13 protein-coding genes and 1 pseudogene are annotated in these 14,940 nt (G+C 71.6%); 9 read left to right on the top strand and 5 right to left on the bottom strand.

All coding sequences use genetic code 11. From position 1 onward, the window contains the following. The first annotated feature begins 52 nt into the window (after window positions 1–52). Window positions 53–1,488, top strand: a pseudogene (locus C8046_RS10530) (L-serine ammonia-lyase). A 6-nt stretch (window positions 1,489–1,494) separates the two neighbouring features. Here the strand turns inward: C8046_RS10530 and C8046_RS10525 are convergent. Together C8046_RS10525 and C8046_RS10520 are read right to left on the bottom strand one after the other, a co-directional pair. After that, the gene (locus C8046_RS10525) at window positions 1,495–1,878 is read right to left on the bottom strand and encodes a hypothetical protein (RefSeq protein WP_109229398.1); all 384 of its coding nucleotides are present in this window, start codon (window positions 1,876–1,878) and stop codon (window positions 1,495–1,497) included. Window positions 1,879–1,889: 11 nt separating this feature from the next. After that, entirely contained in the window at window positions 1,890–2,327 is a 438-nt protein-coding gene (locus C8046_RS10520; protein ID WP_109229397.1) for an SRPBCC family protein, read from the bottom strand. 126 nt (window positions 2,328–2,453) lie between these two features. Here C8046_RS10520 and C8046_RS10515 point away from each other — a divergent pair, with 126 nt between their 5' ends. Further along, window positions 2,454–3,641 carry a winged helix DNA-binding domain-containing protein gene (locus C8046_RS10515; RefSeq protein ID WP_109229396.1) on the top strand — a complete coding sequence of 396 codons (1,188 nt, stop codon included), beginning with the start codon at window positions 2,454–2,456 and terminating at the stop codon, window positions 3,639–3,641. A 3-nt stretch (window positions 3,642–3,644) separates the two neighbouring features. On the opposite strand, the gene C8046_RS10510 is transcribed toward C8046_RS10515, so the two are convergent. Both C8046_RS10510 and C8046_RS10505 read right to left on the bottom strand, forming a co-directional pair. Next, window positions 3,645–4,328 carry a hypothetical protein gene (locus C8046_RS10510; protein WP_109229395.1) on the bottom strand — a complete coding sequence of 228 codons (684 nt, stop codon included), beginning with the start codon at window positions 4,326–4,328 and terminating at the stop codon, window positions 3,645–3,647. Window positions 4,329–4,377: 49 nt separating this feature from the next. After that, window positions 4,378–4,947: a TetR/AcrR family transcriptional regulator gene (locus tag C8046_RS10505; RefSeq protein ID WP_109229394.1), complete on the bottom strand. Its 570-nt coding sequence runs from the start codon at window positions 4,945–4,947 to the stop codon at window positions 4,378–4,380. A gap of 157 nt (window positions 4,948–5,104) precedes the next feature. On the opposite strand from C8046_RS10505, the gene gnd reads away from it, so the two are divergent. Beyond that, window positions 5,105–6,136, top strand: a complete 1,032-nt coding sequence (gene gnd / locus C8046_RS10500) for a phosphogluconate dehydrogenase (NAD(+)-dependent, decarboxylating) (RefSeq protein WP_109229393.1) — start codon at window positions 5,105–5,107, stop codon at window positions 6,134–6,136. Between the two features lie 144 nt (window positions 6,137–6,280). Next, window positions 6,281–6,454 carry a hypothetical protein gene (locus tag C8046_RS18725; protein ID WP_199224440.1) on the top strand — a complete coding sequence of 58 codons (174 nt, stop codon included), beginning with the start codon at window positions 6,281–6,283 and terminating at the stop codon, window positions 6,452–6,454. Window positions 6,455–6,883: 429 nt separating this feature from the next. Here the strand turns inward: C8046_RS18725 and C8046_RS10495 are convergent, their stop codons facing one another. Next, window positions 6,884–7,921, bottom strand: coding sequence for a LacI family DNA-binding transcriptional regulator (locus tag C8046_RS10495; protein ID WP_109229392.1), 1,038 nt, complete (start codon window positions 7,919–7,921; stop codon window positions 6,884–6,886). 242 nt (window positions 7,922–8,163) lie between these two features. Here C8046_RS10495 and C8046_RS10490 point away from each other — a divergent pair, with 242 nt between their 5' ends. The 5 genes from C8046_RS10490 to C8046_RS10470 all read left to right on the top strand — a co-directional run bounded on the left by C8046_RS10490 (window position 8,164) and on the right by C8046_RS10470 (window position 14,930). Beyond that, window positions 8,164–9,060: a carbohydrate ABC transporter permease gene (locus C8046_RS10490; protein ID WP_235866456.1), complete on the top strand. Its 897-nt coding sequence runs from the start codon at window positions 8,164–8,166 to the stop codon at window positions 9,058–9,060. Then, window positions 9,060–10,001, top strand: a complete 942-nt coding sequence (locus C8046_RS10485) for a carbohydrate ABC transporter permease (RefSeq protein WP_109229391.1) — start codon at window positions 9,060–9,062, stop codon at window positions 9,999–10,001. Before C8046_RS10490 ends, C8046_RS10485 begins: the two co-directional genes overlap by 1 nt. A 122-nt stretch (window positions 10,002–10,123) precedes the next feature. Then, a complete protein-coding gene (locus tag C8046_RS10480) occupies window positions 10,124–11,461 on the top strand; it encodes an ABC transporter substrate-binding protein (protein ID WP_109230885.1) in 1,338 nt (445 codons plus the stop codon). Between the two features lie 143 nt (window positions 11,462–11,604). Continuing rightward, a complete protein-coding gene (locus C8046_RS10475) occupies window positions 11,605–13,371 on the top strand; it encodes a glycoside hydrolase family 35 protein (RefSeq protein WP_109229390.1) in 1,767 nt (588 codons plus the stop codon). A gap of 47 nt (window positions 13,372–13,418) precedes the next feature. Continuing rightward, complete coding sequence (locus tag C8046_RS10470; RefSeq protein WP_109229389.1) at window positions 13,419–14,930, top strand: alpha-N-arabinofuranosidase; 1,512 nt, start codon at window positions 13,419–13,421, stop codon at window positions 14,928–14,930. Window positions 14,931–14,940 lie beyond the last annotated feature (10 nt).

Genomic DNA, 14,940 nt, shown 5'->3' with positions numbered 1-14,940 from the left:
CGGCCCTGCTCGATCAGCGGGGCCGGCCGAGCCCCGGGGAGGAGGTCTCGCGGTGGCGTACATCAGCGCGCTCGAGCTGTTCTCGGTCGGCATCGGGCCGTCGAGCTCGCACACGGTCGGACCGATGCGGGCGGCCTCGTCGTTCGTGGCGATGCTCGAGCGGGACGGGCTGCTGCCCCGGGTGGACGGCGTCGCCGTCGTGCTCTGCGGGTCGCTCGGCGCGACGGGGGAGGGCCACGGGACGCCGGACGCCGTCGTCGCCGGTCTGCGGGGACTCGATCCCCGCACGTGCGACGTCGACGAGGTGCCCGGCACCTGGGAGGCGCTGGGCGACGGCGGCCGGCTGATCCTCGCCGGTCCCACGCAGCGCCGCGAGGTGACGGTCGCGCAGCGCGACGTCCGGCTCGCGCCGCTGACGCGCCTTCCCGGACACCCCAACGGCCTGCGGTTCACCGCCGCGGCCGACGGCGAGGCGGTCGCGGAACGCGTCGCCTACTCGGTGGGCGGCGGGTTCGTCGTGTGGGAGACCGATCTGCCCGACGACGGCGACACCGAGCTGGACCGCGCCCTCACCGAGGCGCGCACGGAGGCGCCGGCGCCCGACTTCGCCACGGCCGACGAGCTCCTCCGGCTGTGCGCCCGCACGGGGCGCGATGTCGCCGAGATCGCCTGGGAGTGCGAGCTGGCGCTGGCCGACGAGGCCACGGTCGGCTCCGGCCTGGACGCGATCTGGTCGGCGATGTCCGCCTGCATCGACGCGGGCCTCCGGCGCGAGGGCCACCTGCCCGGCAGGCTGAACGTTCGCCGTCGGGCCTCGCGGCAGCGCGAGCGGCTGGAGGCGCTCGAAGCCGAGGCGCGGCGTGGGGAGCCGGTCGGCGACCTGTCGATCGAGTGGCTGCAGGCCTATGCGATGGCCGTGAACGAGGAGAACGCGGGCGGTCGGCGCGTCGTCACCGCCCCGACGAACGGTGCCGCCGGGATCATCCCCGCCGTCGGGCGTCACTTCCTTCGCACCCACCCCGCGCTCGTCCTCGATCCCGATGCCGTGCGGCGCACGATGCGCCGCTACCTGCTCGTCGCCGGAGCGATCGGCAACCTCTACAAGCGGAACGCCTCGATCTCCGGGGCCGAGGCGGGCTGCCAGGGGAGGTCGGATCGGCGTGCTCGATGGCGGCCGGTGCGCTGTGCGCGGTGCTGGGCGGGACGCCCGAGCAGGTCGAGAACGCCGCCGAGATCGCGATGGAGCACAACCTCGGGCTCACGTGCGACCCGGTCGGCGGGCTCGTCCAGGTGCCGTGCATCGAGCGCAACGCGATCGCGGCCTGCACGGCCGTGTCCGCGGCGCGGCTCGCGCTCCAGGGGGACGGGTCGCACGTCGTCTCGCTCGACACCGTCATCGAGACGATGCGGCAGACGGGCCTCGACATGTCGACGAAGTACAAGGAGACCTCGACGGGCGGCCTCGCGGTCAACGTCGTGGAGTGCTAGGGGCCGTCACAGGCCGTCGATGAGCCCGCGGTCGCCCGCGAACGGCGCCAGCACGGCGGGCGCGGGGAACGGCAGGTCGTGGAAGGTGAGCGACGCCGTGACGTCGCCGAAGTCGTCCTCCTTGACGCGCACCCCGCGCGGCGAGACCTCGACGATGCGCACGCGCCGCACAGCGCCGCTGGGGAGCGTGAGCTGCCACAGGTCAGCGAGCCAGCCGATGCCGCGCTCCTCGAGCACCTGCTCGGCCTCGAGGTAGTCGGTCCCGCGCCACACCACCCGCCCGAGGCGGTCGATCGCCGCGACGTCGTGGCCAGCGCCGTCGTCACCGAGCAGGATCCAGCCCACGATCTCCTTGTCCCCTGGACGACGGTGCTCGATCCAGCTCTCCATCGGCACGTCCGTCAGACCCCCGGCAGCACGCGGTTGCGCTCGCGGATCAGTCGGCGAAGGTAGGGCACGAGGAACAGCCGCTCCGCCAGCACCCCGAGCACCGGCGAGGCCAGCGTGACGACGTCGGTCAGCCTGGACCCCGAGGGGGTCGACTCGACGAGGTGCACGTGCGAGAACGACCGGAACGGGCCCCGTACCTGCTCGTCCACGAACCGGGTGGGGTGCTCGAGCGCGGTGACCCTGGACGTCATCGTGAACCAGATCCCGACGTGCCGCGCCCGCCACGTGACGCTCTCGCCGAGCCCGATCCGGCCCGTCGTCACGCCCGCGACCGCGCGCTCGCCGGACCGGCTCATCGACGCGACGTGCAGGTCGATGTCGAGCGACGCGTCGAAGAGCGCCTCGGCCGGCGCGGACGACTCCGTCACCAGCGTGAACGTGGACGGCACGTCGTCTCCCTCGTCGGTATCGGGCGGTCGGCCCGCCCGCCATGCTGCCAGGCGACAGCAGCCCGCGCTGCACGCGCGGCCCGCACGTCCCTGAGCGCTGTCGTACCCGTGCCCTACCGTCGTCGCATGACGCGCCTCATCGCCCCGACCGAGCGTCGCGCGCGCCTCGGCCGCCGGCACGCGCTCGCCGCCCCGGTGGCCACGTCGGAGGAGGCGGCGACCGCCGTCGTCGCCCTCCACAGCACGGACCCGGCCGCGATGACGCTCGGCGTCCTGGCGCGCACGCGGGCGACCGACGTCGACGACCTGCACCGCGCCCTCTACGCCGATCGCACGCTCGTGCGACTGCTGACGATGCGGCGCACGGTGTTCGCCGTCGACACCGCGCTCGCCCCGGCCTTCCTGGCCGCGACGGCGACGTCGGTCGCGGCGACCCAGCGTCGTCGCACCCACGCCCTGCTGGTCGAGGGCGGCGTCACGACCGACCCGGCCGCGTGGCTCGCTCGCGCGGAGGACGTCGGGCGGGCGTTCCTCGCCGACGCCGGCGTCTTCGCCAGCAAGGACCTCGCGGCCGCCGATCCGCTGCTGGCCACGCGGATGCGGTTCGGGGAGGGGGCGACGGCGGTCGAGCAGTCGGTCGCGAGCCGTCTCCTCACGCTGTGGTCCAGCGAGGGCCTGGTCGTGCGCGCGACGGTGGCCGGCGGCTGGACCTCCACGCAGTTCCGGTGGGCGCCGACGGCGGCCTGGCTCGGCGAGCTCCCGCCGTCGCCCGATCTGGCGACCGGCTCGGCGATCGTCGCGGGCGCCTACGTCGCGCGGTACGGACCGGTGACCGTGGACGACCTGGAGTGGTGGACCGGCTGGACGAAGACGCACACGCGGGCGACGCTCGCGGCGCTTCGCGACGGCGGGGCGATCGCCCGAGTCGAGGTGGCCGAGGGTGAGGCGTACGTCGTGGCGGGCGACGTCGCGGAGGTCGCTGCGCCCGAGCCGTGGGTCGCGCTGCTCCCGGCGCTCGACCCGAGCGCGATGGGGTGGAAGCACCGCGACTTCCACCTGGGCCCGCACCGCGCCGAGGTGTTCGACCGCAACGGCAACGCCGGGCCGACGGCGTGGGTGGACGGCGCCGTCGTCGGCGGGTGGGCGATCCGCGACGACGGGACGATCGGGCTCGATCTGCTGCAGGAGGTCGACGACGTCGCGCGCGGCCGGCTCGAGGAGCGCGCCGGTGAGGTGGAGGCGTTCCTCGCGGGGACCGTCGTCAAGGCGCGAGCGCGCGGCTGGACACCGAGCGAGAAGCGGGTGCGGGGCTGAGGGTCAGGCGACGACACGCTCCCAGCGCGTCCCGACTCCGGTCGCCGTCGCGCCGGCGGACGAGGACGACGGCACGGGCGCGAACCCGAGCCGCTCGAGGTAGGCCCGCGAGCTCGACGACGGGTCGTCCCACACCACGCGGCGGAAGCCCTTGGCGGTGAACACGCCGCTCGAGCGGTGCACGAACTCCCCGACGGTGAAGTCGCGGAAGCGCGGCTTCACCCAGTCGAGCTCGACGGAGGCGGAGCCGTCGCCGAGGTCGCGCACGATGACCGAGCCGACCGTCTCGTCGCCGCGCACCACGAGGAAGGCGGAGCGGGGGTCGGCGTCGGTGGGGCCGGCCGGGCCGGCGGCGGCGTCGAAGGCGGGGTGGAACTGGGCGATGTCGCCGGCGTGGACCTTGAGCACGTGCTGGAGGTAGGCGTCGTCGGGCTCGACCTCGACCACCTCGTAGACGGCGGCGTCGTGGGCCTCCCGGTACAGGCGCACCAGCCAGTAGACGTCGATCACCGCGATGATGGCGTTCATGGCGGCGAACGGCCAGATGCCCACCCAGGCGTTGTAGCCCGCCGCGATCACCGAGCCCGCGAGGTTCATCCAGCGGAACCTCAGGACGCGTGCCTGCATCAGGGACCAGACGACGAGTCCGGAACCCACCCAACCGATGACCTCGAGCCAGACGTTCACCGGACGACCATAGGTGGTCGACGGCGGTGGGCCCGACGGGCGCGGTGGTTCAGGAGCGGGGCAGGCCCGCCCAGTAGACGCGGATGGCGTCCTCGATCGAGACCGGGCTCCCGCCGGCCAGCTTCGCCAGCACGAGACCGTCGATCAGCGCGGTGAGGCCGAGCGCGTGCACCTTCGGGTCGGGGATGCCGACCTGCTCGAGGAGGTCGGCCACGAGCGTGGTGACGCGCTGCTGGACGCGGGAGGTCGCGTTGATCAGCGGGTGCAGCTCAGGGTCGTCGCGCAGGTCGATGAGGAGCACGTAGCGCGCGATCTGGTCGGTCACCTGCGAGGTGAGCACCGCGGTCACGGTCGTCACCGCCGTGACGGCCTGCTCGTCGGTCGTGATCTCGTCGATCGGGAAGTCGAGGGTCGCCTCGTCGAATCGTTCGATGAGCGCCGTGAGGGCCCGGTTGACGAGCTCGGCGCGGGTCCGCGCGTAGTACGACGTCGTCCCCGCCGGGAAGCCGAGGCGGGCGTCGATCGTCCGGTGGGTGAGAGCGTGCAGACCGGACGTCGCGATGATCTCGAGCGAGGCGTCGGCGATGCGGGCAGGGCGGTCGCTGGGAGGACGGGGCACGGATCCGAGGGTAGTACCGGGCCGGGGTGGGCGGTGTCCGCGGGCCCGCCCGGGCGACGGGTGCCGCCCCGCGTGTGTTTCGCCGTCGGGTCTGGTGGTGTAGTCCTGTGCAGGGTGGTGGGTGCGACGACGAATCGATCGTGACGAAGGAGTGGGCATGCAGCTGGGAATGATCGGACTGGGCCGCATGGGGGCCAACCTCGTGCGACGCCTGATGCGGGCCGGCCACGAGTGCGTGGTGTTCGACGTCGCCCCCGAGGCGATCGCGGCGCTCGCGGCCGAGGGCGCCGTGCCCGCGAGCAGCCTGGCGGAGCTCGTCGACAAGCTCGAGGGCCCCCGCAACCTCTGGGTCATGGTGCCCGCCGGGTACGTGCAGGGGACGGTGGACCAGCTCGCGGAGCTGCTCGCGCCCGACGACGCGATCATCGACGGCGGCAACTCCTACTACCGCGACGACCTGACGCGCGCCGCGCAGCTGCGCCCGCGGGGCATCCACTACGTCGACGTCGGCACGTCCGGCGGGGTCTGGGGACTCGACCGCGGCTACTGCCTGATGATCGGCGGGGAGGACGCCGTCGTCGAGCGCCTCGACCCGATCTGGCGCACCATCGCGCCGGGAGCGGGCGACGCCGAGCCGACCCCCGGTCGCACGGCCGGCGGGACCGCGCAGGAGGGCTACCTGCACTGCGGCCCGAACGGCGCCGGCCACTTCGTGAAGATGGTCCACAACGGGGTCGAGTACGGGATGATGGCGGCCGTCGCCGAGGGCCTGTCGATCATCAAGAACGCCGACGTCGGCCTCCGCAGCCAGGAGATCGACGCCGAGACCACCCCGCTGCGCAACCCGGAGCACTACCAGTACGAGATCGACGTCGCGGAGGTCGCCGAGGTGTGGCGCCGCGGGAGCGTCGTGGGCTCCTGGCTCGTGGACCTCACCGCTGCGGCGCTCGCGGCCGACCCCGACCTGTCGACGTTCGGCGGCCGGGTGTCCGACTCGGGCGAGGGCCGGTGGACGGTCGTCGCCGCGGTCGAGGAGGGAGTGCCCGCGAACGTGATCCAGGCGTCGCTGAACGCCCGGTTCTCCTCGCGTGACCTGAACGACTTCCAGGACAAGGTCCAGTCGGCGATGCGCAGCCAGTTCGGCGGCCACCACGAGAAGCCGGCGGACGTCCCGGCCTCGCCCTCCTGACCTCAACCATCCGCGAGGGGTTTCTGCACCACCGGCGAGGGGTTTCTGGCGACGGCACTCTGCCTGAGCCCCTCGCGGGTGGTGCGCAAGCCCCTCGCGGGTGGTGCGGCGGCTGCGCCGGCCCCGCCCCGTAGCCTTGACCACATGAAGAACCGCCTCGGCACCATTCTCGGCGTGATCCTCGCCGTCGTCATCGCGTGGTTCATCGTCGACGTCGGGTTCCGGCTGATGTGGATGCTCTGGAAGCTCGTGGTGGTGGCGGTCGTCGCCGTCGTGGTCTGGCTGGTGCTGCAGGCGCTCTCGCGACGCCGGTCGTAACCGATCCGCACGGGCTGCCCCCCGACCCCGACGGCCCCGGCGACGAGGAGATCGATCCTCGTCACCGGGGCCGTCGCCGTCCCCGAACGGCGGAATCTCGGGCAATCTCGCGGCCGAACCGCACCCGACAGAGTGTGTGACGCAGGTCACACCTGCGTCGCCGTCACATCTGGCGACCTCGCCCGTCTAGGTAGGTGTCGAGCTCGTCAGGGAGCACGACGCCGCACATCGCCGCAGGGGGGCGATGAGCACCGCTCGACCAGGTCGTGCATCACCGCAGGGGGGTGATGAGCGCCGGCGGTCGAGCAGGTCGTATCGCCGCAGGGGGGCGATACCGCCATCACACGGAAGGGCCCGTCACCGCGCTGCGGTGGCGGGCCCTCCGCACGTCTCGGTGGGGGTGCGGGTGCGGTTCGGCGACGGCGGGGGTCAGCCGTGCGGCGCGGCCGTGCTCGAGCGCACGACCAGGCGCGTCGGCACGAGCACGTGGTGGCCGGAGAGTCCGACGCCGCCGCGCATCTGCGTCAGCAGCGCCGTCACGAGCTCCTGGCCGATCGTGTGGAAGTCCAGGTTGACGGAGGTCAGGGGCGGCCAGAGGTACGGCGCCAGCGGGATGTCGTCGTAGCCGATGACGCTGACGTCCTCAGGGACGCGCCGGCCGCCCTCGTGCAGCGCCAGCATCAGGCCGGCGGCCATCTCGTCGTTCGCGCACAGCACCGCGGTGACCTCGGGGTCGAGGACGAGGCGCTGTCCGGCGGCGTAGCCGGAGGCCGAGGTCCAGTCGCCCACGACGGGCTCGGGAACCGGGCGCCCGGCCGAGCGGAGGCGGGCGGCCCACGCGTCGGCGCGGATCTGCGCCGGACCGGAGTCGAGCGGACCCCGCACGTGGTGCACGGTCCGGTGGCCGAGGTCGAGGAGGTGCTGGACCGCCGTCGTCGTCCCTGCCGCCTGGTCCGCACCGACGGCGGGGAGGTGGCCGATGAAGCGGGAGTCCGACACCACCACGGGCATGCGCGGCGGGAGGGCGAGCGAGGCCGGCGTGGCGTCCTCGGCCCGGATGATGATGAGGCCGTCGATCGCCTGGTGCGTGAGGCGGGCGGCGGCGTCGGCCATGTCGGTCTGGCTGGGCGAGGCGACGTCGACGAGGCTGACGGTGAAGCCCTCGACCCGGGCGGCCTCGACCACGGCCTCGATCGTGCGGCCCTCACCGGTGCGCGAGAGGCGGTGGGCGATGACGCCGATGGTGCGGAACGACCCGGAGCGCAGCGCCCGCGCGGCATGATTGGGCGAGTAGCCCAGCTGGTCCATGGCCGCGAGCACGCGGTCACGCGTCGCGGGGCGGACGTTGTCGGCGCCGTTGGCCACGCGCGAGACGGTCTGCTGCGACAGCCCCGCGAGTCTGGCGACGTCACCAATAGACGGCCCCGGGCGGGTGCGGCCGGAGGGTCCGCCTGTCGTCGTCGTCATGCGCGGCACTCTAGCAACGGAGCCGTGCGGCGGCGCGTGGTCCCGAACGACGGCGGGGCGTGCGGGCGGTGCGTGTGCGTTCGGTTCGCAGATGGTGACGTCACCAAACTGTGACCTGGACGGGTTGACCGCAGCCCGGTCGAGGTGCGAGAGTCCTCGGGTCAGGATGGTGACGTCATCATTCTCCAACGAAGGAGTCGGAAGTGACGCAGGCCGTGGTGCCTCCTCAGCAGGCGGATGTCGTGGGTGCTGGTGTCCCGTTCCGTGCTCGTCGTCCGCGGGTGGCGTGGGGTGGGTGGGGTTTTGTGGGGCCGTTCATGGCGGTGTTCACGTTGGTGTTCATCGCACCGTTGGCCTATTCCCTGTACATCTCCTTGTTCCGTTCCCAGCTGGTGGGGGGGACGGTGTTCGTGGGGTTGGACAACTACGTCCGGGCGTTCGGTGATGCGCAGTTCTGGAACGGTGTGGGCCGGGTGAGCCTGTTCCTGGTGGTGCAGGTTCCGATCATGTTGGGGATCGCGATGCTCGTGGCCCTGGCGGTGGACTCGGGCCGCCTGTACGGGAAGGACTTCTTCCGCATCAGTGTGTTCATGCCGTACGCGGTGCCGGCGGTGGTCGCGGCTCTGATGTGGGGGTTCATGTACGGGCCGAGGTTCGGGCTGGTGGGTTACATCAACGACTTCTTCGGGTGGAGCATCCCCAACCCGTTGGGGCCGGAGTGGGTGCTGCTGGCGATCGGGAACATCGTGACGTGGTCGTTCGTGGGCTACAACATGCTGATCTTCTACTCCAGCCTCCGCACGATCCCGGTCTCGCTGTACGAGGCGGCCGAGCTGGACGGGGCGCGTCAGCATCACGTGATCCGTCACATCAAGATGCCCGCGATCCAGGGTTCGATCGCGGTCGCGCTGATCTTCTCGATCATCGGGTCCTTCCAGCTCTTCAACGAACCCTCGATCCTGCAGAAGCTGGCGCCGAACGCGATCACGACCTACTTCACCCCGAACCTGTACGCCTACAACCTGTCCTTCGCCGGTCAGCAGTACAACTACGCCGCTGCGGTAGCGATCATCATGGGGATCTTCACCATGGTCATCGCCTACGTCGTCCAGCTGCGCGGCATGCGGAAGGACGCCTGATGACCACCACCACCCCCACCACGACCGTGGGCGTCTCCACCACCAAGTCCCGCTCCGCGGGTCCGCGGCTGCGGTCCCGCAAGGCTCACAGCAACGACAAGCCCCGCAGGAACGTCCTGCTGACGGTGTTGACCGCGATCGTGCTGCTGTACGCGCTGCTGCCGCTGGCGTGGCTGCTGATCAGTGCGACCAAGACGCAGCCGGATCTGCTGTCCACGTTCGGGTTCTCCTTCGGGGACTCCTTCGCCCTGTTCGAGAACATCGCCAACACGCTGGCCTACAACGACGGGATCTTCCTGCGCTGGCTGGCGAACACGCTCATGTATGTGGTCCTGGGTGCGGGTGGGGCGACGCTGCTGGCGATCCTGGGCGGCTACGGTCTGGCGAAGTTCACCTTCCCCGGCAAGAAGGCCATCTTCGCGATCGTGATCGGCGCGGTCGCGGTGCCCGGGACGGCGCTGGCGGTCCCGACGTTCTTGATGTTCTCCCAGATGGGCCTGACCAACACGCCCTGGTCGGTCATCATCCCCTCGCTGATCTCCCCGTTCGGGCTCTACCTGATGTGGACCTTCACCACCCAGGCCGTCCCCACCGAGCTGATGGAAGCCGCCCGCATGGACGGGTCGAGTGAGTTCCGCACGTTCTGGCAGGTCGCTCTGCCGCTCCTGGCGCCGGGGACGGTCACGGTCCTGCTGTTCACGACCGTGGCGACGTGGAACAACTACTTCCTCCCGCTGATCATGCTGAAGGACCCCGCCTGGTACCCGTTGACGATCGGTCTGAACGCGTGGAACGCCCAGGCCTCCACCGTCGGCGGACAGGCGATCTTCGACCTCGTCATCACCGGCTCCCTCCTGACGATCATCCCCCTGATCATCGCCTTCCTCTTCCTCCAACGCTTCTGGCAGTCCGGCCTCGCCGCCGGCTCCGTCAAGGAGTAGCGGTCACCAGTCCGACCCCCTGAACGAGCCCAGCTTCCCGGCCCCCGCAGGCTGACGCTGAGCCCCGCTGTACCCCGTCACAACGCCCTGTTTCCAACAACGAAGTGAGACAAGCAATGTCCATGAGCACCAAGCGCCGCGTCCTGGCGAGCACCGCCGCGATCGCGGCCCTCGCCATGACCCTCTCGGCCTGCGGCGGCACCGACCGCGCCGACGAGGGCTCCTCCGAGGGCTCCGGTTCCGGCTCGGCCGGCGAGGGCGACCTCTCCGGCGAGCTGCTGATCTGGGCCTGGGACTCCACCATCGAGAGCGTCGTGGACGCGTTCGAGGAGGCCAACCCCGAGGTCGACGTCGAGCTCGTCAACGCCGGTACCGGCAACGACCAGTACGTCGCCCTCCAGAACGCGATCGGCGCCGGCTCCGGCGTTCCGGACATCGCCCAGATCGAGTACTTCGCGGTCCCGCAGTTCGCGATCGGCGAGGGCCTCGCGGACATCGGCCCGCTCGGCGCCGCGGACCTCGAGTCCACCTTCACCCCCGGCCCGTGGGGCTCCGTGAACGTCAACGGCGGCGTCTACGGCCTGCCGATCGACTCGGGACCCATGGCCCTGTTCTACAACGAGGCCGTCTTCACCGAGCACGGCGTCGAGGTCCCCACCACGTGGGACGAGTACCTCGAGGCGGCCCGCGCCCTCCACGCTGCCGACCCGAACCTCTACATCACCAACGACACCGGCGACGCCGGCTTCACGACGTCGATGATCTGGCAGGCCGGCGGCCACCCGTACGAGGTCGACGGCACCGAGGCCACGGTCAACTTCGACACCCCCGAGGTCAAGCAGTTCACCGACGTCTGGCAGACGATGATCGACGAGGGCCTTCTCGCCCCGGTCAGCTCCTGGTCCGACGACTGGAACAAGGGCCTCGGCGACGGCACCATCGCGTCGCTCACCATCGGCGCCTGGATGCCCACCAACCTCGAGAACGGCGCCCCCGCCGCCGAGGGTGACTGGCGCGTCGCCCCCATGCCGCAGTGGGAGGCCGGGGCCGACCTGGTCACCGCCGAGAACGGTGGCTCCGCCCTGTCGGTGACGTCCGCGTCTGCCGACACCGAGCTCGCCTACGCGTTCCTCGAGTTCGCCGCTGTCAACGAGGGCGTCCAGCTCCGCGTCGACGGTGGCGCGTTCCCGGCCACGGTCGCGGAGCTCGAGGACGAGGAGTTCCTGGGCAAGGAGTTCCCGTACTTCGGCAACCAGAAGCTCAACGAGGTCCTGGCCGAGTCGGCCAAGGCCGTCGCGCCGGGCTGGCAGTACCTGCCCTTCCAGGTCTACACGAACTCGATCTTCAACGACTCGGTCGGCCAGGCCTACATCGGCGGCACCACGCTGACCGACGGTCTCGCCGCCTGGCAGGACGCGACGATCAAGTACGGCAACGAGCAGGGCTTCACGGTCAACTGATCGCCTGACTCCCGGGGAACGGGTGGCGAGGTCGCTCGCGAGGGCGACGTCGCCACCCGTTCCTGCATTCCGGCACCACCCCGCACCACCAGCACCACAGCACCACCCACCCGACCCAGCACCGGACCCGAGGACGTTCCCCCATGCCCACCTTCGCCATCGGCGAGCAGGACTTCCTGCTCGACGGCGAGCCGCACCGCATCCTGTCCGGTGCCCTCCACTACTTCCGCGTCCACCCGGACATGTGGGCGGACCGCATCCGCAAGGCGCGCCAGCTCGGTCTCAACACCATCGAGACCTACGTGGCCTGGAACGCGCACGCGCCGGAGCGGGGCGTCTTCGACACCACCGGCCAGCGCGACCTCGGACGGTTCCTCGACCTCGTGGAGGCCGAGGGCATGCACGCGATCGTGCGCCCCGGCCCCTACATCTGCGCCGAGTGGGACAACGGCGGCCTGCCCGCCTGGCTGATGCGGATCCCCGGCGTCGGCGTGCGACGCAACGAGCCGCAGTACATGGCGGCGGTCACGGAGTACCTCCAGCAGGTGCTCGCGATCGTCACTCCGCGCCAGATCACGCGCGGCGGCCCCGTCGTCGCCGTCCAGATCGAGAACGAGTACGGCGCGTACGGCGACGACAAGGACTACCTGCGCGAGCTCGTGCGGGTGAACCGGGACGCGGGCGTCGAGGTCCCGCTCCTCACGTGCGACCAGGCCGAGGCCGAGATGCAGGAGCGCGGGAGCCTCCCCGAGCTGCACCGCACGGTGACGTTCGGCTCGCGCACCGCCGAGAAGCTCGCGGTCCTGCGCGCGGCGCAGCCGACCGGCCCGCTGATGTGCATGGAGTTCTGGAACGGCTGGTTCGACCACTGGGGCGCGCACCACCACGTCACTGACGCCGCGGCCTCGGCCGGTGACCTCGACGCGCTGCTCGCCGTCGGCGGCTCGGTCAACCTGTACATGTTCCACGGCGGCACGAACATGGGCTTCACCAACGGCGCCAACGACAAGGGCGTCTACCAGCCACTGGTCACGTCCTACGACTACGACGCCCCGCTGGCCGAGGACGGCACCGCGACCGCGAAGTACGACGCGTTCCGCGAGGTCATCTCGCGCTACGCGCCCGTCCCGGCCGAGTCCGCGCCGCACCGCACCCCGGCCCCCGAGCTCACGATCGAGGGCGGCCGCCGCACGGTGGGCCTGCTCGACGTCGTCGCGACCCTGGGCGAGGGATCGTCCTGGGACGAGGTGCCCACGCACGAGGACGTCGCCGTCGCCAGCGGGTTCGTCCGCTACCGCACGGCGGTCGCGCACATCGAGCCGTCGGTGCTCGCGTTCGACGAGGTCCGCGACCGCGCCCAGGTCTTCCTCGACGGCGTCGCCGTCGGTGTCATCGACCGCTCCGAGCGTGCGCGCAGCCTGACGCTGCCCGCTGCCCCCCACGGCGCGACGCTCGAAATCCTGCTCGAGGACCAGGGCCGCGTGAACTACGGCACCCGCATCGGGGAGGCCAAGGGGCTCATCGGTCCCGCGACCCTCGCCGGCAAGCCGCTGCTCGGCTGGGACGTGCTCCCGGTCGACGTCGACGCGCTCGCCGTGGAGTCGACGTTCGCTGGCGAGTGCGAGGCCGCCGGCCCGATCGCCGGACCGTCGCTGTCGCGCTGGACGAGCGACCTGCCCGCCGGCCGCGACCTCTTCCTGGACGTCTCGGGCTGGGGCAAGGGCATGGTCTGGGTCAACGGCGTGAACCTCGGTCGGTACTGGAGCAAGGGTCCGACGGCGACGATGTACGTGCCCGGCCAGATCGTCACCGGGCAGGCCGACAGCATCGTGCTGCTCGAGCTCCTCGGCGCCCCCGACGCGGCCGTGCGCTTCGTCGCGGCGCCGCAGCTCGGCCACACCGACTTCTGACCCGCACGACGTCTGACCCGCACCGACGCCTCACCCGCAGGAGCACCGTGACCCACGCACGCCTCGTCGTCGACCCGGCCTTCGTCGTCGGCCCCGTCCGTCGCCGCACCTTCGGCTCGTTCGTCGAGCACCTCGGTCGGTCGGTCTACACCGGCATCCACGACCCCGGCCACCCGACCGCCGACGCCGACGGCTTCCGCGGCGACGTCATCGAGCTCGTGCGGGAGCTCGGCGTCTCGACCGTGCGCTACCCGGGCGGCAACTTCGTCTCGGGCTACAAGTGGGAGGACGGCGTCGGGCCGCAGGGGGAGCGGCCGACGCGGCTCGACCTCGCGTGGCACTCCAGCGAGCCCAACACGGTCGGTCTCGACGAGTTCGTGCGCTGGGCACGCAAGGCCGATGTCGAGCCGATGATGGCGGTCAACCTCGGCACGCGCGGGGTCGCGGAGGCGATCGAGCTGCTGGAGTACAGCAACGTCGACGGCGGCACGCAGCTCTCGGAGCAGCGGCGCGCCAACGGCAGCGACTCGCCGCACGCGATCTCGCTGTGGTGCCTCGGCAACGAGATGGACGGGCCGTGGCAGACCGGCCACAAGACGGCGGCCGAGTACGGGCGCCTCGCCGCCGAGACGGCGCGCGCGATGCGCCAGATCGACCCCGACCTCGAGCTGGTCGCGTGCGGGTCCTCGGCCTCGGACATGCCGACGTTCGGCGCCTGGGAGCACGAGGTGCTGACGGAGACCTATGAGCTCGTCGACCTCATCTCCGCGCACATCTACTTCGCGGAGCACGACGGCGACCTGGCCTCGTTCCTCGCGGCCGGCGTCCGGATGGACTCCTTCATCGACTCGATCGTGGCGACGGCGGACGCCGTGCGTGCCGCCGGCAAGCACTCCAAGCGCATCCACATCTCGCTCGACGAGTGGAACGTCTGGTACCAGGACCGCGCGGAGTCGCGTCCGCCGTCGGGCACGGACTGGCCGGTGGCCCCGGTGCTGCTCGAGGACCGCTACACGGTGGCCGACGCCGTCGTGGTCGGCGGGCTGCTCATCTCCCTGCTGCGCCACACGGACCGCGTGCACGCCGCGTCGCTCGCGCAGCTCGTCAACGTCATCGCGCCGATCATGACCGAGCCGGGTGGGCGGATCTGGAAGCAGACGACGTTCCACCCGTTCGCGCAGGCGTCGGCGCTGGCCAGGGGCGTCGTGCTGCACACCGCGCTGGAGGTGCCGACGTACGAGAGTGCGCGCTACGGCACCGCCGGGTTCGTCGACTCGGTCGCGACGTGGGACGCCGAGAGCGGCGACCTCGTGGTGTTCGCCGTGAACCGCGGGATCGAGGACGCGGCCGAGCTCGCCGTCGATCTCCGGATCGAGGGCCTGGAGCTCGTCGAGGCGACGTCGTACGCGCACGACGACCCGTACTGGGCGGCGACGGTCGACGACGACACCACCGTCCTCCCGCGCGCGAACGTGACCGCGGCGCTCGACGGCGCGCGGGTGACCGTGACGCTGCCGCCGGTGTCGTGGAACGTGCTGCGGCTGCGCCGCGTGGTGTGAGCCGCGTGGG

The sequence above is a fragment of the Serinibacter arcticus genome (assembly GCF_003121705.1).
In the GTDB taxonomy this organism is placed as follows: Bacteria; Actinomycetota; Actinomycetes; order Actinomycetales; family Beutenbergiaceae; genus Litorihabitans.
This window is presented reverse-complemented; position numbering and strand designations above follow the sequence as displayed.

What these genes read in the sequence shown, in the direction of transcription:
- C8046_RS10525 (WP_109229398.1), bottom strand. Translation starts at nt 1,878, where the DNA reads ATGGAGAGCTGGATCGAGCACCGTCGTCCAGGGGACAAGGAGATCGTG.
- C8046_RS10515 (WP_109229396.1), top strand. Translation starts at nt 2,454, where the DNA reads ATGACGCGCCTCATCGCCCCGACCGAGCGTCGCGCGCGCCTCGGCCGC.
- gnd (WP_109229393.1), top strand. Translation starts at nt 5,105, where the DNA reads ATGCAGCTGGGAATGATCGGACTGGGCCGCATGGGGGCCAACCTCGTG.
- C8046_RS18725 (WP_199224440.1), top strand. Translation starts at nt 6,281, where the DNA reads ATGAAGAACCGCCTCGGCACCATTCTCGGCGTGATCCTCGCCGTCGTC.
- C8046_RS10495 (WP_109229392.1), bottom strand. Translation starts at nt 7,921, where the DNA reads ATGACGACGACGACAGGCGGACCCTCCGGCCGCACCCGCCCGGGGCCG.
- C8046_RS10485 (WP_109229391.1), top strand. Translation starts at nt 9,060, where the DNA reads ATGACCACCACCACCCCCACCACGACCGTGGGCGTCTCCACCACCAAG.
- C8046_RS10480 (WP_109230885.1), top strand. Translation starts at nt 10,124, where the DNA reads ATGAGCACCAAGCGCCGCGTCCTGGCGAGCACCGCCGCGATCGCGGCC.
- C8046_RS10475 (WP_109229390.1), top strand. Translation starts at nt 11,605, where the DNA reads ATGCCCACCTTCGCCATCGGCGAGCAGGACTTCCTGCTCGACGGCGAG.